This is a genomic window from Halomonas flagellata (assembly GCF_022487945.1).
GTDB classification, from domain to species: domain Bacteria; phylum Pseudomonadota; class Gammaproteobacteria; order Pseudomonadales; family Halomonadaceae; genus Halomonas; species Halomonas flagellata.
The window spans coordinates 94,459-116,633 of record NZ_JAKVPY010000002.1 but is presented as its reverse complement, the minus strand read 5'-3'; the positions used below and the strand labels follow the sequence as shown (position 1 = coordinate 116,633).

Annotated in this window: 20 protein-coding genes; 15 read left to right on the top strand and 5 right to left on the bottom strand. The window is 67.3% G+C overall.

Annotated elements, in window-relative coordinates; genetic code table 11:
• Positions 1–19: 19 nt before the first annotated feature.
• The 4 genes from frr to rpsB form a co-directional block, all read right to left on the bottom strand.
• Positions 20–577, bottom strand: coding sequence for a ribosome recycling factor (gene frr / locus MKP05_RS02230; RefSeq protein ID WP_110282962.1), 558 nt, complete (start codon positions 575–577; stop codon positions 20–22).
• Between the two features lie 4 nt (positions 578–581).
• Positions 582–1,355 (bottom strand): UMP kinase, encoded by a 774-nt coding sequence (gene pyrH, locus MKP05_RS02225; RefSeq protein ID WP_110283449.1) that lies wholly within the window; start codon positions 1,353–1,355, stop codon positions 582–584.
• A gap of 138 nt (positions 1,356–1,493) precedes the next feature.
• The gene (gene tsf / locus MKP05_RS02220; protein WP_240566833.1) at positions 1,494–2,363 is read right to left on the bottom strand and encodes a translation elongation factor Ts; all 870 of its coding nucleotides are present in this window, start codon (positions 2,361–2,363) and stop codon (positions 1,494–1,496) included.
• A 150-nt stretch (positions 2,364–2,513) separates the two neighbouring features.
• A complete protein-coding gene (gene rpsB / locus MKP05_RS02215) occupies positions 2,514–3,260 on the bottom strand; it encodes a 30S ribosomal protein S2 (protein WP_240566832.1) in 747 nt (248 codons plus the stop codon).
• Between the two features lie 310 nt (positions 3,261–3,570).
• On the opposite strand from rpsB, the gene map reads away from it, so the two are divergent.
• The 7 genes from map to MKP05_RS02180 all read left to right on the top strand — a co-directional run bounded on the left by map (position 3,571) and on the right by MKP05_RS02180 (position 11,553).
• Positions 3,571–4,362, top strand: a complete 792-nt coding sequence (gene map, locus MKP05_RS02210) for a type I methionyl aminopeptidase (protein ID WP_240566831.1) — start codon at positions 3,571–3,573, stop codon at positions 4,360–4,362.
• Positions 4,363–4,367: 5 nt separating this feature from the next.
• Positions 4,368–7,049 carry a [protein-PII] uridylyltransferase gene (locus tag MKP05_RS02205; RefSeq protein WP_240566830.1) on the top strand — a complete coding sequence of 894 codons (2,682 nt, stop codon included), beginning with the start codon at positions 4,368–4,370 and terminating at the stop codon, positions 7,047–7,049.
• A 309-nt stretch (positions 7,050–7,358) separates the two neighbouring features.
• On the top strand, positions 7,359–8,585 hold the full coding sequence (gene dapC / locus MKP05_RS02200; protein WP_240566829.1) for a succinyldiaminopimelate transaminase: 1,227 nt from the start codon (positions 7,359–7,361) through the stop codon (positions 8,583–8,585).
• The gene (locus MKP05_RS02195) at positions 8,585–8,929 is read left to right on the top strand and encodes a Spx/MgsR family RNA polymerase-binding regulatory protein (RefSeq protein WP_110282957.1); all 345 of its coding nucleotides are present in this window, start codon (positions 8,585–8,587) and stop codon (positions 8,927–8,929) included. The genes dapC and MKP05_RS02195 overlap by 1 nt, the downstream gene beginning before the upstream one ends.
• Positions 8,930–8,979: 50 nt before the next feature.
• Complete coding sequence (gene dapD / locus MKP05_RS02190; RefSeq protein WP_110282956.1) at positions 8,980–10,005, top strand: 2,3,4,5-tetrahydropyridine-2,6-dicarboxylate N-succinyltransferase; 1,026 nt, start codon at positions 8,980–8,982, stop codon at positions 10,003–10,005.
• Entirely contained in the window at positions 9,992–11,158 is a 1,167-nt protein-coding gene (gene dapE / locus MKP05_RS02185; RefSeq protein ID WP_240566828.1) for a succinyl-diaminopimelate desuccinylase, read from the top strand. Before dapD ends, dapE begins: the two co-directional genes overlap by 14 nt.
• 8 nt (positions 11,159–11,166) lie before the next feature.
• The gene (locus tag MKP05_RS02180; protein WP_240566827.1) at positions 11,167–11,553 is read left to right on the top strand and encodes a hypothetical protein; all 387 of its coding nucleotides are present in this window, start codon (positions 11,167–11,169) and stop codon (positions 11,551–11,553) included.
• Between the two features lie 92 nt (positions 11,554–11,645).
• Here the strand turns inward: MKP05_RS02180 and MKP05_RS21710 are convergent, their stop codons facing one another.
• On the bottom strand, positions 11,646–12,110 hold the full coding sequence (locus MKP05_RS21710) for a cold-shock protein (RefSeq protein ID WP_276316494.1): 465 nt from the start codon (positions 12,108–12,110) through the stop codon (positions 11,646–11,648).
• Between the two features lie 62 nt (positions 12,111–12,172).
• On the opposite strand from MKP05_RS21710, the gene MKP05_RS02170 reads away from it, so the two are divergent.
• The 8 genes from MKP05_RS02170 to MKP05_RS02135 all read left to right on the top strand — a co-directional run bounded on the left by MKP05_RS02170 (position 12,173) and on the right by MKP05_RS02135 (position 22,155).
• Positions 12,173–12,451: a SlyX family protein gene (locus MKP05_RS02170; RefSeq protein WP_240566826.1), complete on the top strand. Its 279-nt coding sequence runs from the start codon at positions 12,173–12,175 to the stop codon at positions 12,449–12,451.
• A gap of 303 nt (positions 12,452–12,754) precedes the next feature.
• The gene (locus tag MKP05_RS02165; protein WP_240566825.1) at positions 12,755–14,371 is read left to right on the top strand and encodes a phage tail sheath family protein; all 1,617 of its coding nucleotides are present in this window, start codon (positions 12,755–12,757) and stop codon (positions 14,369–14,371) included.
• A 27-nt stretch (positions 14,372–14,398) separates the two neighbouring features.
• Entirely contained in the window at positions 14,399–14,926 is a 528-nt protein-coding gene (locus MKP05_RS02160; RefSeq protein ID WP_110282950.1) for a phage tail protein, read from the top strand.
• A 1-nt stretch (position 14,927) separates the two neighbouring features.
• Complete coding sequence (locus tag MKP05_RS02155) at positions 14,928–15,647, top strand: T4 family baseplate hub assembly chaperone (protein ID WP_240566824.1); 720 nt, start codon at positions 14,928–14,930, stop codon at positions 15,645–15,647.
• A gap of 1,042 nt (positions 15,648–16,689) precedes the next feature.
• Positions 16,690–17,994: a Pvc16 family protein gene (locus MKP05_RS02150; RefSeq protein ID WP_240566823.1), complete on the top strand. Its 1,305-nt coding sequence runs from the start codon at positions 16,690–16,692 to the stop codon at positions 17,992–17,994.
• The gene (locus MKP05_RS02145) at positions 17,991–20,108 is read left to right on the top strand and encodes an ATP-binding protein (protein WP_240566822.1); all 2,118 of its coding nucleotides are present in this window, start codon (positions 17,991–17,993) and stop codon (positions 20,106–20,108) included. The genes MKP05_RS02150 and MKP05_RS02145 overlap by 4 nt, the downstream gene beginning before the upstream one ends.
• A complete protein-coding gene (locus MKP05_RS02140) occupies positions 20,105–20,338 on the top strand; it encodes a hypothetical protein (RefSeq protein WP_110282946.1) in 234 nt (77 codons plus the stop codon). The genes MKP05_RS02145 and MKP05_RS02140 overlap by 4 nt, the downstream gene beginning before the upstream one ends.
• Entirely contained in the window at positions 20,335–22,155 is a 1,821-nt protein-coding gene (locus MKP05_RS02135; protein WP_276316493.1) for an eCIS core domain-containing protein, read from the top strand. Before MKP05_RS02140 ends, MKP05_RS02135 begins: the two co-directional genes overlap by 4 nt.
• Positions 22,156–22,175 lie beyond the last annotated feature (20 nt).

Genomic DNA, 22,175 nt, shown 5'->3' with positions numbered 1-22,175 from the left:
GAGCGCCGCCCGACCACCTTCAGACCTGCATCAGGTCCTGCTCCTTGGATTCCAGCGTCTTGTCGATCTCGGCGATGTACTTGTCGGTCAACTTCTGGATCGCGTCCTCGGCCTGGTGCTGCTCGTCCTCGGTGATCTCCTTCGCCTTGAGCAGCGCCTTGATGTCGCCATTGGCATCGCGGCGCACGTTGCGCACCGCCACCCGGGCGTGCTCGGCCTCCTGACGGGCCTGCTTGATGTAGCCCTTGCGGGTCTCCTCGGTCAGCATCGGCATCGGCACGCGGATGTTGTTACCGGCGGTCGAGGGGTTCAGGCCGAGATCGGAGGTCATGATGGCCTTCTCGATCTTGGGCACCATGCTCTGTTCCCAGGGCACCACGGACAGGGTGCGAGCATCCTCGGTGTTGATGTTCGCCACCTGGTTGAGCGGCACCTGCGAGCCGTAGTAGTCCACGGTCACCGAATCCAGGATGCTGGAGTGCGCACGCCCGGTGCGGATCTTGTTCAGGTTGCCATGAAGGGCCTCGAGGCTCTTCTGCATGCGGGATTCCGCATCCTTCTTGATGTCATTGATCACGTTGTCAACCTCTGTCTATCAGCGTGCCTTCCTCGCCGCCCACCACCAGGTTCAGCAGGGCGCCCGGCTTGTTCATGTTGAAGACCCGAACCGGCATGTCATGGTCCCGCACCAGGCAAATGGCGGTCAAATCCATCACCCCGAGCTTCTGATCGAGGGCATCGTCATAGCTCAGCTGGTCGTACTTCACCGCGTCGCCGAACTTGACCGGGTCCTTGTCGTAGACCCCGTCGACCTTGGTGGCCTTGACCACCACGTCGGCGTCGATCTCGATACCACGCAGACAGGCAGCCGAGTCGGTGGTGAAGAAGGGGTTGCCGGTGCCGGCGGAGAACAATACCACGTCCCCGGAGGTGAGGTAGCGAATGGCGGTACGGCGATCGTAGTGCTCCACCACGCCGCTCATGGGGATCGCCGACATCACCCGCGAGCGGATGTTGGAGCGTTCCAGGGCGTCACGCATGGCCAGCGCGTTCATCACCGTGGCCAGCATGCCCATGTGATCGCCGGTGACCCGATCCATGCCCGCCGCGTTGAGGGCGGCACCGCGGAACAGGTTGCCACCGCCGATCACGATGCCGACCTGGACGCCGATGCCGACCAGTTGGCCGATCTCCAGCGCCATGCGGTCGAGCACCTTGGGGTCGATGCCGAAATCGTGCTCGCCCATCAGCGCCTCGCCGGAGAGCTTCAACAGGATGCGCTTGTACTTCGACTTCGCCGAACGGGACTTGTCCGAACGAGAGGCCTCGGTCTTGGGCGGGCAATCGACCGGCATGTCGGCATGATCGGATGTGGGCATGGCATCTCTCCCTGGGTCGTCAGCAGTGGGCTTCAACGTCGGCCGGATCCACCGGCCGGATACGCGAAGGCGTGCGCTCCCGCGCACGCCATCGTCGAACTGGTACCTGTGACCTCAGCTACGCTTGGCCTGTTCCATCACTTCCTTGGCGAAGTCGACCTCCTCCTTCTCGATGCCCTCGCCCACCTCGAAGCGGGTGAAACCGACCACCTCGCCACCGGCCGCCTTGACGAAGTCGGCGACGCTCTGGTTCGGATCCTTGACGAAGGGCTGCTCGGTCAGGCTGTTCTCGGCCAGATACTTCTTCAGGCGCCCCTGGACCATCTTCTCGGCGATCTGCTCGGGCTTCCCGGCCATGTCGGGCTGGGCGAGGATGATCGCCTTCTCCTGGTCGAGCTGCGCCTGGGGCATGTCCTCGGGGCGCGCCACGGCCGGGTTGATGGCGGCGACGTGCATGGCGACGTCACGGGCCACCTCGGCGCTGCCGCCCTTGAGCACGGTCAGTACGCCGATGCGGCCACCGTGGACGTATTCGCCCACCTGGCCGCCGTCGCCGGCCTCGACCACCACGCAACGACGCACGCCGATGTTCTCGCCGATCTTCTGCACCAGCTGCTCGCGGGCGGTCTCGAGATCGCCGGCCATCACCGCGGCCACGTCCTCGCTCCTGGCGGCGAAGAAGGCGTCGGCGACCCTGTCGGCGAAGGCCTTGAAGTTATCGTCGCGGGCGACGAAGTCGGTCTCGGAGTTGATCTCGACCATCACGCCGTAGCTGCCGTCCTCGGCCACGCGAGTGACGACGGCGCCTTCGGCGGCGGTACGGCCGGCCTTCTTGGCGGCCTTGAGACCGGAGCTCTTGCGCAGGTTCTCGATGGCGACATCGATGTCACCGTCGGCCTCGGTGAGGGCCTTCTTGCACTCCATCATGCCGAGCCCGGTACGCTCGCGCAGTTCCTTGACCTGGGAGGCGCTGATAGCTGCCATGGGTTTCACCTCTGAATGGTTTTACCTGGCCGGACCCATCGATCATCGAGAGTCCGGAAAAGTCTGCCCTGGGGAGGAAAAAGGGGGCCAGGGCCCCCTTCTCGCCGGCCCGGCCGCCGCAACGCCGGCCACCGGACAGGCGGGCCGCGATCACTCGGCGGCGCTGTCGCTTTCCTGCGCCACCTCGCCGGTGACCTCGACGAACTCGTCGGGGCGGCCTTCCTTCGCACGACCACAGGCGTCGGCGATGGCCTTGACGTAGATCTGGATGGCGCGGATGGAGTCATCGTTGCCGGGGATCACGTAGTCGACGCCGTCCGGGTCGGAGTTGGTGTCCACCACCCCGATGACCGGAATGCCCAGCTTGTTCGCCTCGTTGATGGCGATGCGCTCGTGGTCGACGTCGATCACGAACAGGGCATCGGGCAGGCCGCCCATTTCCTTGATGCCGCCGATGGAGCGCTCGAGCTTCTCCTGCTCGCGGGTCGCCATCAGGACTTCCTTCTTGGTCAGCTTCTCGAAGGTGCCGTCCTCGCGCATGGCCTCGAGGTCCCGCAGGCGCTTGATCGACTGACGGATGGTCTTGTAGTTGGTCAACATGCCGCCGAGCCAGCGGTGGTTGACGAACGGCTGACCGACGCGGTTGGCCTCTTCCTTGATGATCTTGCTCGCGCTGCGCTTGGTGCCGACGAACATGATCTTGTTGTTGGCCGCGGCCATCTTCTCGACCACATCGATCGCCTCGTTGAGGGCCGGTAGGGTGTGCTCGAGGTTGATGATGTGGATCTTGTTGCGGGCGCCGAAGATGAACTTGCTCATCTTCGGGTTCCAGTACTTGGTCTGGTGGCCGAAGTGAGCGCCTGCCTTCAACAGGTCCCGCATGTTGACGTGTGCCATGGATGACTCCTGAAAAATCGGGTTAGGCCTCCACGCACCCCATGGATCCGACCGTCGGGACGAACCGACAGCACCCGGGACCATGTGCCGGTGCGTGTGTGTTTTCAAGGCGTTGCATTGCATTACGCCCTCGCTGCCGCGGCACCCCCGGCACCCCGGGCCAGCGGACTGGACGGAAGGCGGCACGACAGGGCACAGCGATTGCAGGAAAGCGCGCAGCTTTATACCATGGATCGACTCCAAGATGAAGTCGCCCGACCGCCGTTGGTGCCTGCCGGCGCCGAGCGACCCCACCCTGACCCGAGATTCCATGAACGTTCCCATCAAGACGCCCGACGAGATCGAGAAGATGCGCGAGGCCGGTCGCCAGGCCGCCAGCGTGCTGGAGATGATCACCCCCCACGTGACCGCCGGCGTCAGCACCGGCGAGCTCGACCGCCTCTGTCACGACTACATCGTTCACGAGCTGGGCTCCACTCCGGCCCCGCTCGACTACCACGGCTTCCCCAAGTCGACCTGCACCTCCATCAACCACGTGGTCTGCCACGGCATCCCCGATGACGCCAAGAAGCTCAGGAAGGGCGACATCATGAACATCGACATCACCGTGAAGACCGCCGACGGCTACCACGGCGACTCGAGCAAGATGTTCATCATCGGCGAGAGCATCCAGGGCGAACGGCTGTGCCGAATCACCCAGGAGTGCCTCTACCACAGCATCGCCCTGGTGCGGCCCGGGGTGCGGCTCTCCGAGCTCGCCCGCGCCATCCAGCGCCATGCCGAGGACAACGGCTACTCGGTGGTACGCGACTTCTGCGGCCACGGCATCGGCGCCACCTTCCACGAGGAGCCGCAGGTGCTGCACTACGACGGCTATGCCCCCGAGGCCGACATCGAGCTGGCCGAGGGCATGTGCTTCACCATCGAGCCGATGATCAATGTCGGCTCCCACAAGACCAAGGTGCTGCGCGACGGCTGGACCGCGGTGACCCGCGACAAGAGCCTTTCCGCCCAGTGGGAGCACACCCTGCTGGTCACCGCGACCGGCGTCGAGGTGCTCACCGCCCGTGGCGAGGAAGACTTCGCCTTCCTCGAGCGCTGAGCGACATGCTGCTGCACCACTACCGCTTCGAACCCGACGAGACGCTGTTCGACGTCGCCCGCTTCCGCTCGGAACTGGCCGGCAGCCGCTCGCCCATCGCCCCCTTCAAGGCGGCGCTGCGCGAGATCCAGGCGCACCTCGATGAGCGCTTCCACGAAGGCGCCGATATCCGCGACCTGATCCACGGCCGTGCCTGGTGCCTCGATCGGCTGCTCACGGTGGCCTGGGAGCGGCACGACTGGCCCGACGATGGCGTGGCACTGCTCGCCGTGGGCGGCTACGGTCGCGGCGAGCTGCACCCCTGTTCCGACGTCGACCTGCTGCTGCTGCTCGAGGAGGACGATGACGGGCCGTACCGCGCTCCCCTCACCGACTTCATCACTTTCCTGTGGGACATCGGCCTGGAGATCGGCCACAGCGTGCGCTCGCTTGCCGACTGCGAGCGCGAGGCCCGCGCCGACGTCACGGTGATCACCAACCTGCTGGAGTCGCGCACCCTGGCCGGTCCCGGGCGGCTGCGCGAGGCGATGCAGGCACGCCTGACCACCGACCGGCTGTGGCCCGCCGACCGCTTCTTCGAGGCCAAGTGGCAGGAGCAGATCACCCGCCACTACCGCTACAACAACTCCGAGTACCACCTCGAGCCCAACATCAAGAGCTCCCCCGGCGGGCTCCGGGACATCCAGATGATCGGCTGGGTGGCCAAGCGTCACTTCGGCAGCGAGCGCTACGAGGACCTGGTGGCCAACGGCTTCATGAACGACGCCGAGCTGCACATCCTCAGCCAGGGGCAGGCCTTCCTGTGGCAGGTGCGCTACGCCCTGCACATGCTGACCGGCCGCGCCGAGGACCGCCTGCTGTTCGACCACCAGCGCACCATCGCCGAGCTGTTCGGCTTCCGCGACACCCCGGAGCGCCTCGCCGTCGAGCAGTTCATGAAGCGCTACTACCGTCACGTCACGGCGCTCGCCGGGCTCAACGACATGCTGCTGCAGCACTTCGACGAGGCGATCCTGCGCGCCGGCGAGGAACTCACCACGGTGCCGCTCAACGAGCGCTTCGAGATCAAGGGCGGCTACATCCAGGCGCGCTCGCGCAGCGTCTTTCGCCACCGCCCCTCGGCGCTGCTCGAGCTGTTCCTGCTGATGGCCGAGCACCCGGAGATCGAGGGGGTCCGGGCCGACACCATCCGCCTGATCCGCGACCACCGCCACCTGATCGACGACCTCTACCGCGACGACGTTCGTCACCAGAGCCTGTTCATGACGCTGCTGCGCTCCGGCGGCAACGTCGCCCGGCAGCTGCGGCGCATGAACCGCTACGGGGTGCTCGGCAAGTACCTGCCGGAGTTCGGCCGCGCCGTGGGGCTGATGCAGCACGACCTCTTCCATATCTATACCGTCGACGCCCACACCCTGCGCCTGCTCAAGTTCATCCACGGCTTCCGCAAGCCCGAGGCCCGCGAGGAGTTCCCGGTGGCGGCGGCGCTGATCCACCAGCTGCCCAAGCTCGAGCTGCTGTGGATCGCCGGGCTCTACCACGACATCGGCAAGGGGCGTGGTGGCGACCATTCGCAGATCGGCGCCCGCGACGTCGAGGCCTTCGCCGAGCGCCACGGCCTCTCGCCCCGCGACACCCGCCTGGTCAGCTGGCTGGTGGAGCACCACCTCACCATGTCGATGGTCGCCCAGAAGCGCGACACCACCGACCCGGACGTGATCGCCGACTTCGCCCGCATCGTCGGCGACGAGACCCGCCTCGACTACCTCTACGTGCTCACCGTGGCCGACATCAACGCCACCAATCCCACCCTGTGGAACGGCTGGCGCGCCACCCTGCTGCGCCAGCTGCACGGCGAGACCAAGCGCGCCCTGCGTCGCGGCCTGGAGAACCCGCTGGATCGCGACGACTGGGTACAGGAGACACGCAGCGAGGCCCGCTCGCTGCTCGCCGTGGTGGGGACCGACATGGACCGGGTCGACCGCCTGTGGGAGTCGCTCGGCGAGGACTACTTCCTGCAGTACGCCCCCAGCGAGATCGTCTGGCAGACCCAGGGCATCCTCGCCCACGACGGCTCGAACCTGCCGTTGATCCTGATCAACGCGCCCACCGAGGACATGGCCGAAGGCGGCACCAAGGTGTTCATCCACACTCGCTCGGTACACGACCTCTTCGCCGCCACCGCCGCCGCCCTGGACCAGCTGGACCTCTCCATCCACGACGCCCGCATCGCCACCTCCAGCAATAACTGGACGCTGAACACCTTCATCGTGCTCGACGACGAGGGGCAGGCGATCCGCGACCCCGGGCGCATCGAGGAGATCCGTCGTTACCTGGTGGAGGAGCTCGACGACCCCGAGGACTACCCGAAGATCGTCACCCGCCACACCCCGCGCCAACTCAAGCACTTCCGGGTCCCAACCGAGGTGCTCATCGAGCAGGACCCGGCCAACGAGCGCACCATGCTCGAGCTCACCGCCCCCGACCGTCCCGGCCTGCTGGCGCGGGTGGGGCGTATCTTCATGGAGCAGGACATCGCACTCTCGGCGGCCAAGATCGCCACCCTGGGCGAGCGGGTCGAGGACGTCTTCTTCATCACCACCAAGGCAGGCGAGCCGCTCACCGACCCCGAGCGGCAGGCACGGCTGCGCGAGCGGCTGGTGGAGGTGCTCGACGTTTCCGGGTAAACCACCGGCAACGATAGCCTCGGAAAAGGCGAGAACGCCGGAGACGAGGGGCGCCGTCACTCGGGACTGATCCGGCGACAGGCCTGCGAGGGGGCGCTGTAAACCCCTCCCTGGGCGCTACTTTTGCCTTCCCTGGCAAAAGACCCCCTCTTCGGCCTGTCGCCGGCGCCCCTGTACGTCCAGCAGAGATTCCCACCGGCACCGGAGGCCAGCGTTTGAGGCCTTGTCTGGCCTTCCCTATAATCAAGCCCCTTTCGACCACGACAACGACGCCCGAGGCCACGGCCGGCGAGGCGCGCCTGGACACCCATGAACCCCGATCTCGACGCCCTCAAGCCCTACCCCTTCGAGAGGCTCGCCGCCCTCAAGGCCGATGTGACGCCTCCGGCGGGCCTGCCCCATATCCCGTTGACTATCGGCGAGCCGCAGCACCCCCCCTTCGCCGCGGCCCTGGAGACGCTGGTCGCCCACCGCCACGAGATGGCCCGCTACCCGGCCACCGCCGGCCTGGCCGAACTGCGCGGGGCCATCGCCGGCTGGGCCACGCGGCGCTTCGGCCTCGCGGGCCTCGACCCGGAGACCCAGGTGCTGCCGGTCAACGGTACCCGGGAGGCGATCTTCGCCTTCGTCCAGGCGGCGCTCGACCGCACCCGGCCGGCCCGGGTGGTGGTGCCCAACCCCTTCTACCAGATCTACGAGGGGGCAACCCTGCTCGCCGGCGGCGAGCCGCTCTACCTGGACTGCCGCGCCGATCACGGCTTCCGCCCGAACCTCGATGCCGTGCCCGCCGAGACCTGGCGCGACGTCCAGTTGGTGTTCCTCTGCTCGCCGGGCAACCCCACCGGGGCGGTGACGCCGCTGGCGGAGTTCGAGAAACTCATCGAGCTGGCGGATGAGCACGATTTCCTGATCGCCTCGGACGAGTGCTACTCGGAGCTCTACCTGGACGAGGCGGCCCCCCCGCCGGGACTGCTCGAGGCCTGCGCCCGGCTCGGCCGCCACGACTACCGGCGCTGCCTGGTGTTCCACTCGCTCTCCAAGCGCTCCAACCTGCCGGGGCTGCGCTCCGGCTTCGTGGCGGGAGACGCCTCGCTGATCGCGCCCTTCAGGCGCTACCGCACCTACCACGGCTGCGCCATGTCGCTGCCGCTGCAGCGCGCCTCGATCACCGCCTGGAACGACGAGGCCCATGTGCGGACCAACCGTGATGCCTATCGCGAGAAGTTCGCCGCCGTGACCGAGATCCTCGCCCCGGTGCTGGACTTCCCCGAGCCCGAGGCGAGCTTCTACCTCTGGCCGGCGGTGCCGGGCGGCGACGACGAGGCCTTCACCCGGGCGCTCTATGCCGAGGAACATGTCAGCGTGCTGCCGGGCTCCTATATGGGTCGTCCCGCAACCGACGACGGGATGGGCCGCCCCGGCCACGATGGCGTCAACCCCGGCAGCGGCCGTGTCCGCCTGGCGCTGGTGGCCGAGCGGGAGGCCACAGTCGAAGCCGCGCGGCGCATCCGCCGCTTCATCGAGAGGAGCGCATGATGCTGACGCTCTACGTCATCAACACCTGCGACACCTGCCGCCGCGCGCGCAAGGCCCTGGACGCCAAGGGCATCCCCTACCAGCTCCATGACCTGCGCGAGGACGGCCTCTCCGCGCCCCTGCTCGAGCATATCCTCGGGAAGGTGCCGGTGATGACGCTGCTCAACCAACGCAGCACCACCTGGCGCAACCTGGACGAGGCCGACAAGGCCGGTATCGACGCCAACAAGGCCCGCGAGCTGATGATGGCGCACCCGACGCTGCTCAAGCGCCCGCTGCTCGACACCGGCGACGAGATCCGCGTCGGCTACCGCGACGGCGACTACGACGACCTGAAAGGTTGAGACGCCCCTTTCCCCATGACGAGCTTTCCCACTTAGACGAGGATCCCCCCATGCTGAGCTTTGCACTCGGAATCGGCACCCAGAACACCCAAGGCGACTGGCTGGAAATCTACTATCCGGCGCCCCTGCTCCACCCCGACGCCGGCCTGGTCGAGGCCGCCGGCAAGGTGCTGGATGCCCCGGCCGGCAATGCCGCCGTAAGCTTCGTCCCCGAGCAGTGCGGCGACCTGGCCGCGGCGCTCAAGGCCGCCGGCCAGCCGGAGCAGGCCGAGCTGGCCGAGTCGCTGGCGGCGAGCAAGCGGCCGTTGGTGGCCATGTTCCTGGAGAACGACCTGCCGCCCCAGAGCGCGCCGGAGGTCTACCTCAAGCTGCACCTGCTCTCCCATCGCCTGGTCAAGCCCCACGGCCTGGACCTCACTGGCATGTTCGGCCTGCTGCGCAACGTCGCCTGGACCAGCGAGGGCCCCATCGACATCGAGGAACTGCCGGCCCGCCGCCTGCGCGCCCGCCTCGAGGGCCGTTCGCTCTCGGTGGACTGCGTCGACAAGTTCCCCAAGATGACCGACTACGTGGTACCGACCGGCGTGCGCATCGCCGACACCGCCCGGGTGCGCCTGGGCGCCCACCTCGGCGAGGGCACCACCGTGATGCACGAGGGCTTCGTCAACTTCAACGCCGGCAGCGAGGGCCCCGGCATGATCGAGGGCCGCATTTCCGCCGGGGTGATGGTCGGCAAGGGCTCCGACCTGGGCGGCGGCTGCTCTACCATGGGCACCCTCTCCGGCGGCGGCAACATCGTCATCAAGGTCGGCGAGGGCTGCCTGATCGGGGCCAACGCCGGCATCGGCATCCCCCTGGGCGACCGCTGCACCGTGGAGGCCGGGCTCTACATCACCGCCGGCGCCAAGGTCACCCTGCTCGACGACCAGGGCCAGGAGGTCAAGACCGTGGCCGCCCGCGAGCTCGCCGGCCAGGATGACCTGCTGCTGCGCCGCAACTCACAGAACGGCCGCATCGAGTGCCTGACCAACAAGAGTGCCATCGCGCTCAACGAGGCACTGCATGCCAACGACTGAGGCCCTTTCCCCGACGCTCGCGCTCGCCTTCGAGCTGATCCGACGCCCCTCGGTCACCCCCGACGACCTGGGCTGCCAGGTGCTGATGATCGAGCGGCTCGAGCGGCTCGGCTTCCATGTCGAGCGCCTGCCCTTCGGTGACGTGGAGAACTTCTGGGCGACCCGCGGCCACCACGGGCCGATGCTGGCCTTCGCCGGGCACACCGACGTGGTGCCCAGCGGCCCCCACCTGCACTGGGATCACCCGCCCTTCGAGCCCTGCATCGATGACCAGGGGATGCTCTGTGGCAGAGGGGCCGCCGACATGAAGGGCAGCCTGGCGGCCATGCTCACCGCGGTGGAGCGCTTCGTTACCGCCCACCCGGATCACCACGGCAAGATCGGTTTCCTGATCACCTCCGACGAGGAGGGCCCGGCGGTGGATGGCACCCGGGCGGTGGTCGAGCACCTCCGCGAGGCCCACGAACGGCTCGACTACTGCATCGTCGGCGAACCCTCCTCCACCGCGCGGCTAGGCGACGTGATCAAGAACGGCCGGCGCGGCTCCCTGGGCGGGGTGCTGCACATCAAGGGCGTGCAGGGCCATGTGGCCTACCCGCACCTGGCGCGCAACCCCATCCACCAGGCGATACCCGCGCTCGACGCCCTGGTCCGGGAGCACTGGGACGCGGGCAACGCCTTCTTCCCCGCCACCAGCTTCCAGGTCTCCAACATCCGCGCCGGCACCGGGGCCACCAACGTGATCCCCGGCGACGTGGAGGTGGTGTTCAACTTCCGCTTCTCCACCGAGGTGACCCACGAACAGCTCAAGCAACGCACCGAGGCGCTCCTCGACGCCCACGGCCTCGAGTACCATCTCGACTGGACCCTCAACGGCGAGCCCTTCCTCACCGCCGAGGGCGAGCTGGTCGACGCCGCGCTGAGGGGCGTCGAGGACGTGCTGGGCCACCGGCCGGAGCTCTCGACCAGTGGCGGCACCTCGGACGGACGCTTCATCGCCACCCTGGGCAGCCAGGTGGTCGAGCTCGGCCCGCTCAATGCCACCATCCACAAGGTCAACGAGCGCGTGCGTGCCGCGGATCTCGATGATCTCAGCCGGGTCTACGAGGCCATCCTCGCCAGGCTCTTCGTCAACGGCACCGCCCAGCCCTGAGGCCACCCATGCAACGCTATCCGGATATCGAGATCTACCTGTCGCAGGTCCCGCTGGACGCCCTGAACGCCTGGCTCGGCGAGACCCTGGATGCCGGGCCACTCGCCCCCGCCGGCAAGCACAAGTGGCGCACCCGGGGCCGGCTCGGCGGCCGGGAGATCCCGGTGCTGCTGGTGGAAAAGGCCGCCGACGGCTTCGCGAGCCTCTGGTTCGACAGCCCCGACACGCCCTGGGAGAGTGACCAGGCCTGCGCCCACGCCGCCGCCGACCGGCTCGGCTGCGAAGTGCGCTGCTCGCTGGGCGGCTGGCAGCCCGGCGACGACCCGGACCGCTTCCTGCAGGTGCTGCCGGATGGCTCGGAACGGGAGATCGACTGGCCCGACTCCGGCCGGTAGCCCCGAAATGACAGCGCCCCGCAGGTGCGGGGCGCTGTGCTTCTTTTGGGGTTGCAACAAGTCAGCGAAAGCTGCCGAGCGCAGCCGCTTTCCTAGGTAATCACGGTGACGTCGTCGGCCTGCAACCCCCGCTCGTTCTCGATCACGTGATAGCGCACCTTCTGGCCCTCGGCCAGGGTACGATGCCCCCGGCCGCGGATGGCCCGGAAGTGCACGAAGACATCCTCGCCGCCATCACGGGTGATGAAGCCGTAGCCCTTGTTGACGTTGAACCACTTGACCTCGCCGATCTCGCGGTCGTCGTCCTCGACCTCGGCCAGGTTGACCAACTGCGGGGTGAGGGCATTGACCGCCAGGGTGGCCACCAGCAACAGCAGGAAGACCGCGGCGGCGGCGGCGAAATAGACCACGGCCACACCGCCCACCTCGAGACTGGCGAACAGTTCCTGCGACAGCACGCCACCGGTGAGGTGCACGAACAGGGCGATCAACAGGGGGGCCGGTGCGGCCAGTAGGAGACTGATGAGACTACAACGAAGCACGACCTTTCGATTCATGGAACTGAGAGACTCTCTTGTAGTGGTGAAAGGAAGGAATGATCCATCATGAAGGTGCCACGATGAACAGCGACACACAGCGCGGGAATTCTACCATGGGCGGCGAGTCGGCGCCCGCCGACCTGGCCCGGCGCCTGGACGCCCTGGAGAGCCGCATCGCCTACCAGGAACACTGGCTCGACACCCTCGACGAGGCGGTCGCCGTGCAGGAGAAGCGCCTGTCACAGCTCGAGCGGATCAATGCACTGATGCAGAAGAAGCTGCGCGACCAGCAGCGAGCGCTGCAGGACGCCGAGGCGGTGACGCCTCGGCCAGAGGATGAGATACCGCCACACTACTAGAGTGGTGATCACCGCCGGCCGCCCCCTGATCGGGCGCGGCCTCCTACTCCTGCCTTATTACACTCCCCTTATTTACTTATAACAGGCTCGTCTTTAACCAACGTTAACCATGTGTCTCCTAAACCAGACATAACATCACATAAACATTCTTTCGGTAAATAAGTGCTGGAATTCTCATCCCTCACTTACTAGCCTGAATCATGCATCCCACCTGCAAGCGAAGCACCGTGTTTCTCAAACTACGGCGCAGGGGTAGTCGTGTGTCAAAAGCGCCGGTCAACTTCCTGAAAGAGGAACCGCGCCATGCCAGCCTCGTTGACGTATCCCGGTGTTTACATTGAAGAAATTCCAAGTGGAGTGCGAACCATCACCGGCGTCGCCACTTCGATCACCGCGTTCCTGGGCCGGGCGGCCCGGGGGGCGGTCGACACACCGGTAGTGATCAATAACTTCGGTGATTACGAACGGGTATTCGGTGGATTCGGCATCGCCTATCCGATGAGCTACGCGGTGCGCGACTTCTTCGCCAACGGCGGAGCACAGGCGATCATCGTGAGACGCTACACGACGGCGGCGCAGGGTGGCGCAACGACGGCTCAGATCGACGCCAACGGCTTGCTGGTGGAAGCCTCGAGCGCGGGCAGCTGGGGGAACACTCTTCGGGTTCGGATCGACTTCGACGTGCCGCAGCCGGCCAATCCAGGCGATCCCCATCCGCTGCCCTGGGTTGACGCGGAAGGGCTGACGAGCGCCGATCTCTTCAACCTGACGGTCCGGGACACGACGACAGGCGCGCAGGAGGCATTCCTGAATCTCACTACCGTCCCCAGTCAGCGGCAGGTAGACCGGGTGCTTGAAGCGGGTTCCACATTGCTCCGCGCCACAGGTGCGCCACCATTCACCTTTCCGACCGCGCATGGGGCGATCACGGATCCCACACAGATCTGGACGGACGACACCCTGTCCAGCCCCGTGACGACGAACGGTGAGGACAGCAGCAACCTGACCTCGCAATCCGACTTCAACGGCGACCGCGCGTCCAAATCAGGGCTGTATGCGCTCGAGGACGCCGATTTGTTCAACATTCTTTGCATCCCGCCTGATACCCGCGGCGGCAACGTTCCAATCGCGGTGTGGGGCGAAGCACTGGCCTACTGCGTTGAGCGACGTGCGATGATGATCGTGGATCCGCCGGCCGAGTGGGGCAACGTAGCAGCCGTGCTAAACCAGGGTACCGGGCTGGCGTCACTGAATCTCACCGGGCTCGCGGCTCGGAACGCTGCGCTTTATTTCCCGCGCGTGCAGCAGTCCGATCCGTTACGCGAGGGACAGATCGACACCTTTGTCGCTTGCGGGGTCATCGCCGGAATCTGGTCAAGGACCGATGCCTCGCGCGGTGTCTGGAAGGCGCCGGCCGGGATCGATACGGCGCTGCGTGGGGTCGCGAAGCTAGCGGTCAGGTTGACTGACGACGAGAACGGGCAGCTGAACCCTCGCGGTGTGAACAGCTTGCGCACCTTCCCGATCACCGGCCGCGTGGTCTGGGGGGCGCGGACGCTCCGCGGAGCGGACCAGCTGGGCGACGAGTACAAGTACGTACCGATCCGCCGCCTCGCACTTTTCATCGAAGAGAGCCTCTACCGCGGCACGCAGTGGGTGGTATTCGAACCCAACGACGAGCCGCTCTGGGCACAGATCCGGCTGAACGTGGGCGCCTTCATGCGCAACCTGTTCCGCCAGGGAGCGTTCCAGGGCAGCTCGCCCCGCGACGCCTATTTCGTGAAGGTCGACAGCGAGACGACGACGCAGACCGACATCAACCTCGGGATTGTTAACGTGGTAGTGGGCTTCGCACCGCTGCGCCCGGCCGAATTCGTCGTCATCAAAATCCAGCAGATGGCCGGCCAGATCGAGACTTGATAGATCGCTCAGGTCAAGGAGAGAGAAATGGCACAGTTTTCCGTCAACGCCGAGCGCTTCGATCCCTACAAGAACTTCAAGTTCCGGGTGAAGTGGGACGGCCGCTATGTCGCCGGCGTCAGCAAAGTGAGCGCACTGAGTCGCACTACCGAGGTGGTCGAACACCGCGAGGGCGGCGACCCTTCCACAGTGCGGAAGTCACCTGGCCAGACCAAGTTCGAGGCGATTACGCTGGAGCGCGGCGTGACCCATGACACCGAGTTCGAGAAATGGGCGAACAAGGTCTGGAACCTGGGTTCCGGCCTCGGAGCCGAAGTGTCGCTGAGAGATTTCCGCAAGGACATCATTCTCGAGCTGTACAACGAGGCCGGGCAGCTGGCGATCAGCTACAACCTGCTGCGCTGCTGGCCCTCGGAGTTCCAGTCGCTACCCGAGCTGGATGCCAGCGCGAACGCGGTCGCGATCCAGACGTTGAAGCTCGAAAATGAGGGCTGGGAACGCGATCCGGCGGTGACCGAGCCAGCCGAGGAGAGCTTCACCGATCCGGAGGACTGAGATGCAGACGCCGTCGGCTCTTCAGATGCTGCACCTCTGGGAGGAAGGGCAGGACCACCCGCCCTGGGCCCGTGCGCTGCTGCTGCTTGAGGCGGCAGAGACTGGCATGGAGCATGCAGCGCTCACCCGCCTCCCCCTGGGCGAACGCGATGCCCGGCTCCTGGAACTCCGCGCCCGGTTTTTCGGCGAGACATTGTCGAGCCTCGCCGACTGCCCCGCCTGCGGTGAGCGCTTGGAATTGAATTTCTCGATCGACGACGTGCGACTGCCAGGCCCCACGGCGGCACTTTTCCTGTTTGAGTCCGGAGACCTGTGCGTAAGCTTCCGCCTGCCCGACAGCACGGACCTCGAAGCGCTGCCACCCGGGCCGGATGCGCCTCGCGCCTTGCTCGAGGCATGTCTGCAGGGCGTCACCCGCGGAGGCGCGCCGGCGGCACTCGCCGATCTGAACGAGGCCGAGATAGCGGCACTCATCGCACACATGGGCGAGGCCGACCCGCGGGCGGATCTGAAAGCAGCGATGCACTGTCCGAACTGCTCCCATCACTGGTCTGCGCGGTTCGACATCCTGGGGTTTCTCTGGGAGGAACTCAGTGCCTGGGTGCGCCGCGTCCTGGTAGAGGTGCACGTGCTGGCGCGCGCCTACGGCTGGCGCGAGGATGACGTGCTCGCCCTCAGCCCCTGGCGACGGCAGTACTATATCGGGTTGGTGCGGTCATGAACGATTTCCTCGCCTCCCTTGTCTACCGCAACCTCGGAGCCTCGGCCGGGCCCGAGCCCGCGGCAGCGGACGGAGCGGTTCAACCACGCCCGCTCGCCACTTTCGAGCCTGGCGGACCCGGAGCCGAAGTACCAGAGCCTGCGGCAGAGGGCGCGGATACCGTCCCAGAGTCAACCCAGGACCAGCCCGCGCCGAGAGAATCCGTGCCACCGGCGCCCCCGCCTGTGCAACCGCGCGCCTCCTCCCGGCCGGCGCCTACGCCAGACGTGCCGCCCTCGCCTGAAGCGCCGGTCCTGCGGGCGCGCCCGGAACCCGCCGTCCCGCCGCGCCCGGATGAACAGCCAGCCCTGAACGCAGCACCGCTCGCCCCCCCGCCGGCACCCCCGACGAGCGAGGTGCCGCCGCCTGAGCCGCGCGACATACGGCCGGCCCCGCCACCCGACCGGGAACCGCCCGTGCAGACGGTGCGCCGGGAACCTCCCGCAGCGCTGCCAACCGAAGCGTCGCGGAATACGCAGCGGCAGGAAGTCACGCCAGAGCGGCCAAAGCTTCGCTCGCAGCGCGCAGACGCGCCGCTCCGGCAGATCATTCGCCAGATGGTGCTGTCGCCCCGCCTCGATCCCGCCCCGCGCCCCGACCCCGGCGACCGGAAGCGGGATCATCAGGCGGGACCCAAGACACCGCCTCAAGCCCCGCTCAAGCCAGCCGCCGCAGCGCCCAGGCCGCCGGCGCCCACAACCGGGCCACTGCTCACCCCTGTGCCGCCCCAGCTTGCCGAGAACCCCGAGCCGGCACCAACGCCGCCGCGGGCCGCGCAGCCGGTCAGGCCAACGCCCGAGCCGAGCCTCGCCCCGGTGCCCGAACCGCTCCGGCTGCCTGAACGCCCGCCACCCGAGACCGTCGTCAAAATAAGCATCGGCCGGATAGAGGTCCGCACCGGCGCCGCACCGGCCAAGGATGCTCCTGCGCGCACGCCACGACCGGAACCGGTGCTGATGAGCCTGGACGACTACCTCGACCGCCGCTCGAGGGGGGCTGAGCGATGAGCAATGCCCTGTCGATCGCCGCCATCACGCTGACCCTCCGGAGCCTTCTCAACGAGGTGGCGACGGCCGACTACAGCACCCTGCCGACCGATGCACGGCCGATGAACCAGATCGACGTCACCACCCTGCCGCCGGATCAGGCGCGCCCCGACAACAGCCGAAACCGGGTCAATCTCTACCTGTACCACACCCAGTACGACCCGGCCTGGCGCAACACCGACCTGCCGCGGCGCGGCCGACCGGGCGAGGCGCAGCCGCCGCTGCTGCCGCTGAACCTCCACTACCTTGTGACGGCTTACGCCGAGAACGACAACGAGCTGATCGGCCAGGTCCTGCTCGGCACCGCGATGCGAATCCTGCACGACAACCCGGTGCTGAGCCGGGCGGCAATCCAGGCCGCGATCAGCCAGGCCGAACTCGACTCCCAGGTTGAGCGGGTACGCGTCACCGCCCTGCCCTTCACGGTCGAGGAACTGAGCGGCATCTGGTCGGGTTTTCAGTCTGAATACCGGCTCTCGGCGGGCTACAGGGTCGGCGTGCTGCTGATCGAGAGCGCGCGCGCCACGCGCGCGGCGCTGCCGGTCCTGCGGCGCGGCTCCACAGACACCGGCCCGGCGGTGGTGGCCGGGCCGGCGCCCAGCCTGAGTAGCGTCGCCGAGTTTATCGACGCGACACTCGCGGCGCCGCCATCCACGGCGAAACCTGCGGCCGAGTTGGGCGATACCGTGGTGCTGACAGGCGCGAACCTCGGCAGCGCCGACATGAGTGTGCGCCTGACCCATGACCGCAGCGAGACGACCCACACGCCGCCGCTGCGGGACGAGAGGGACACCACCACCGTGCGATTCACCCTGCCGCCCGTGACGGACCCGGCCGTCGCGCGCGACTGGCCCGCGGGTTTCTACACCGTGGAACTGGTCGTCGCGAGGCCCGATGCACCGCCCTGGACAACCAACCGCCTGACCTTTGCACTGGCGCCCCGGGTCAGCGCGCTGGCGCCCGCCGCCCAGCCCGTGGCCGTCCAACCCTTCGCCCTGACGCTGACCGCAACGCCACAAGTCCTGGCCGACCAGCGCGTGAGCGTCCTGATCGGCGACCGGGAGCTGGTACCCGATGCGGGCGGCGTGACCACCCCGGCGGATCCGGACGCGCCGAGTACCGTCTCGGTCACCGTCGACGGACTCGCCGAGGGGGATCACGTGGCGCGGCTGCGCATCGACGGCATCGACAGCCTGCCGGTCGATTTCACTACTGTTCCGCCGGCTTTCGACCCGGCCCAGACCCTGACGATCACACCATGAGCTTTCCCGAGCACACTTCTGCCACCGACCCCGCCACGGTCGAGCCCGCCGCCAAGGACTGGCAACAGGCGAATGACGACTGGCTGTCAGCCTCGGTGGCACATCTGCGACTGCGCCTCACGGCGCTGGCGGCCGAACATACGCGTCCCGCCGAAGCGCCCCGCGGCGGCAACCGCTGGACCGCCTTACTCGGCGGCGGCGACACCAAGGTGTCCCCGCCGGTGCAGTCCCCCAGCAAGGCCGAGCTAAACGCCGCCCTTCGCAAGCGCGAGGAGGCCGAGCAGGCGACCGACCCGCCCCCGGCGCTCCACCTCCTCGGCGACCGCTTCGGCCTGACACCGTTCGAACGCGAGGTGCTGCTGCTGTGCGCCGCGGTGGAGCTCGACACCCGCGTCGCCGGTCTCTGCGCCGCGGCGCAGGGCGACGCCACACGGGTGTACCCGACCTTCGCGCTGGCCCTCGCACTCTTCGATGAGCCCGCCTGGGACGTGATGTCGCCGATCCGGCCTCTGCGCTACTGGCGGCTTCTCGAGATCAACCAGCCGGGCAACCAGCCGTTGACCGGGAGCGCGCTGCGAGCTGACGAGCGGGTGGTGAACTTCCTGAAGGGCCTTTCCTATCTCGACGACCGTCTGTCGCCGTTCCTCGTGCCGTTCGAGGCGGACTTCGACGGCAACCTGCCGCCCTCGCAGGAGGCCGCGGCCGCGCAGGTGGCGCGGCACCTGAGCCAGACGGCGGAGGGCACGACGCCGCTCGTCCAGTTGGTCGGCACCGACCCGATCAGCCAGGAGATGGTCGCCCAGCAGGCCGCGCGCGCACTCAACCTGACGCTCTACAAGCTGCCGGCGACGATGCTTCCGCGCCAGGCCACGGAACTCGAGACACTGGCGCGGCTCTGGCACCGCGAAAGCCTCCTGATGCCCATCGCGCTCTACCTCGATGCGCGGGAAATGGGCACTGGCGACGAAGCGCCCGAGCCAACGCTCGCGCGCTTCCTGGCACGCTCGGGCGGGGTTTTCCTGATCGGTACGCGCGAGGGACGAGGTGATCTCGGCCCGATGGTCCAGGCCGTGCCTGTCGCCAAGCCGACAGCGGTGGAGCAAGTCAATGTATGGTCTGCTGCGCTGAGCAGCGCGCCGCGCGAGACCGTCGCGCAACTCTCCGGCCAGTTCGACCTCAATGCACCGGCGATCCGCCGCATCGCCCGCGTCGTGGGCAACGGCGGCGCGACCGGCGGAGCCCTCTGGCAGGCCTGCATCGAAACGAGCGCGCTTCGCCTCGACCGCCTTGCCGAACGCATCCGCCCCGTCGCGACCTGGAACGACATCGTGCTGCCGGAGACCGAGGAGACGCTGCTGCGCCAGCTCGCCGCACAGGTGGCACGCCGCGCGCAGGTCTACGACGAGTGGGGTTTCCGGGCCCGAATGAACCGCGGGCTCGGCATCAGCGCGCTGTTTGCCGGCGACAGCGGTACCGGCAAGACCATGGCGGCCGAAGTGATCGCCAATGCGCTCGATCTCCGGCTCTACCGGATCGATCTCTCGGCGGTGGTCTCGAAATACATCGGCGAGACAGAGAAAAACCTGCGCCAGCTCTTCGACGCGGCCGAGGGTGGCGGTGCGATCCTGTTCTTCGACGAGGCCGACGCGCTGTTCGGCAAACGCTCCGAGGTGCGCGACAGCCACGACCGCTATGCCAACATCGAGACCAGCTACCTGTTGCAGCGGGTCGAGAGCTTCCGCGGCCTGGCGATCCTCTCGACCAACATGCGCGGCGCACTCGACACCGCCTTCCTGCGCCGCCTGCGCTTCGTGATCAACTTCCCCTATCCCGGGCCTGAGCAGCGTCGCACGATCTGGATGCGTGCCTGGCCGCAGGGCGTGCCACGGGAAGGCCTCGACTACGACCGCCTGGCGAAACTGAACCTGTCGGGCGGCAATATCGCAACGGTGGCGCTCAACGCCACCTTTATGGCGGCGGAGGAAGGCGGGCCGGTGACCATGCCCCGCGTTCTCGCCGCGGCGCGGGCCGAGTACGAGAAGCTCGAGCGCCCTATCCACGAGGCTGACTTCCGCTGGCGCGAGCCGGAGCGACTGAAGGAGGCAAACACATGAGGGTCGAGGTGGAGATCGGGACGATCGAGGTGGATGCGCTACCCGAGGGCGTCACCGTCGAGGCGCTGCGCACTTCGATCGTCGCAGAACTCACAGCGCAGATAAGAGCCAGCGGCGTTCCGAAGGTCGGGGACAGTGGCCGCGCGCCCCCACGGGGGGAGAATTACGGGGCCAGCGACGCTCCGGGCGTCGAGATCGCCCGCCGTATCTACGGGGAGTTAGGCCGATGAGGATACAACGCAACGTAGAGAGACTCGAAGCACGGGGCACCGCCGCGCGCGACCATGTGGCAACGCCGGTCGCGGCCCCCTCGGGACTATTGCAGCGGGCCTGCGACTGCGGTCAACACACTGGCGGCGGCAGCTGCCACAGTTGCGCGACCGAGGCTGCCGCTGCGCGCCCGAATCGATCCACGGTCGAAACGGCCGGTCTTCCCAACGCGGTGGGCGATGTGCTCCGCTCTCCGGGGCGCTCGCTCGACGGTTCTGTGCGGAGTTTCATGGAACCCCGCTTCGGGCACGATTTCAGCCATGTGCGCGTCCACACTGGGGAGAAGGCGGCGGCCTCCGCGGCTTTTGTCGGTGCGCGGGCCTACACCATCGGCAACGACATCGTCTTCGGTGCGGGCACCTATGCTCCGGGCTCCGCCGAGGGACGCCGGCTGATCGCCCACGAGTTGACCCACACGCTGCAACAACGCCAGGGGCCCTCGGTGCAAGCGAAACCGCTGATCAGTGGCCCCCAGGGCGCGGACGAGCAGCAAGCCGAGCGCGTCGCCGACGCCATCATGGCCGGATCCGAACCGGTTTCCGACGTGTTCGCCAGTCCCAGCGGGCGGCTCCAGCGCGACTGCGGACCTGCTCAGATCGGCACGCCCGCCGGCTGTGATCCGCAGGCACCGACCTTTGTCGCCGGCCAGAAGCTGGTCAAGTTCAACTTTGACTGCGACACGTTCGCGCCCGGAGAGGAGGCGAACCTTGCCACTTTCACCGGGAGAATCGCTACGTCCGGACCGGTCACGATCCACGGGTACGCAAGCACCGATGGCGATCCGACCTATAATCAGCACCTTTCCTGCGCTCGCGCGCTCAAGGCGAAGTCCCTGCTGGAGACGAATGGCGTCGCCTCTGCCCGTATAACCACGCAACGGCACGGGCCAACGGCAGGCCCAGTCGACGAGCGGCGCAGTGCGACGATCGAGGCACCGCTCGCACCGACGCCGGTAGCACCTCCCCCGATGCCGCTTTCGGTTGCGTTTACTAATGTGGACGCAGACACCTCGCCCGCCGGGATGCCGGATCGGATTCCGCCACGGGTCGATACGATCGTCGGCGTTGGTGTTGTTGGCTTCACGCCACCGATGGCGCCGATCACGATCTCGGTCGACGGCTCTGGCGGCGGCAATGGCGATCTGACGATCGACGGTGCGGCCACGGCAAGTGTGACCTCAAGTACGGCTTTGCGCCTGCGCGGCACCACGCAGACCGGCGCGGGCAATGGCGGTAACCTCAGCCTGGTTGCTGAGCAGGGCGGGACGCGTCTGGCAACGAGCAACAGCTTCTCGGTCAGCTCCATCCCGCAGAACTGGACAATCAGCTTCCGAAGCCTGGTCACCGGGCCTCGGCGAGGGTTTGTCGTGAACGACCGGTGGGAGTCCGACAGCGGTGTCGTTGCCGACCTCGACGAGACGGAAATCTCCGAGATTGTCGATCCCGCTTCGACCTCCGGCTCACTCGCCGGTGTGGGCATCAGGGTCTCCGGCTTCCTGCCCGGTGACAGCTTCACCACCGACGAGCACTCGTCGTCGGCGGCCACCACCGCGACGGGTACTGCACTGTTGAACCAGGTCTCGATTTTCAACGACGACCGCACGGGTGCGACGGATATCCCGCTGACCAACGGCGGATACCAGATAGCGCACATCATTATCGGCCTGCCGACCACGTCTATCGTGACGACGGCGAAGAACGGGGCCTCGGTCACAGCCGGGGGGTTCACCTCGAACGCGGGTGCCGGCTCCGTCATCCGAACCCAGACCATACCATGAGCGCGCGACGCCAGTGTGCC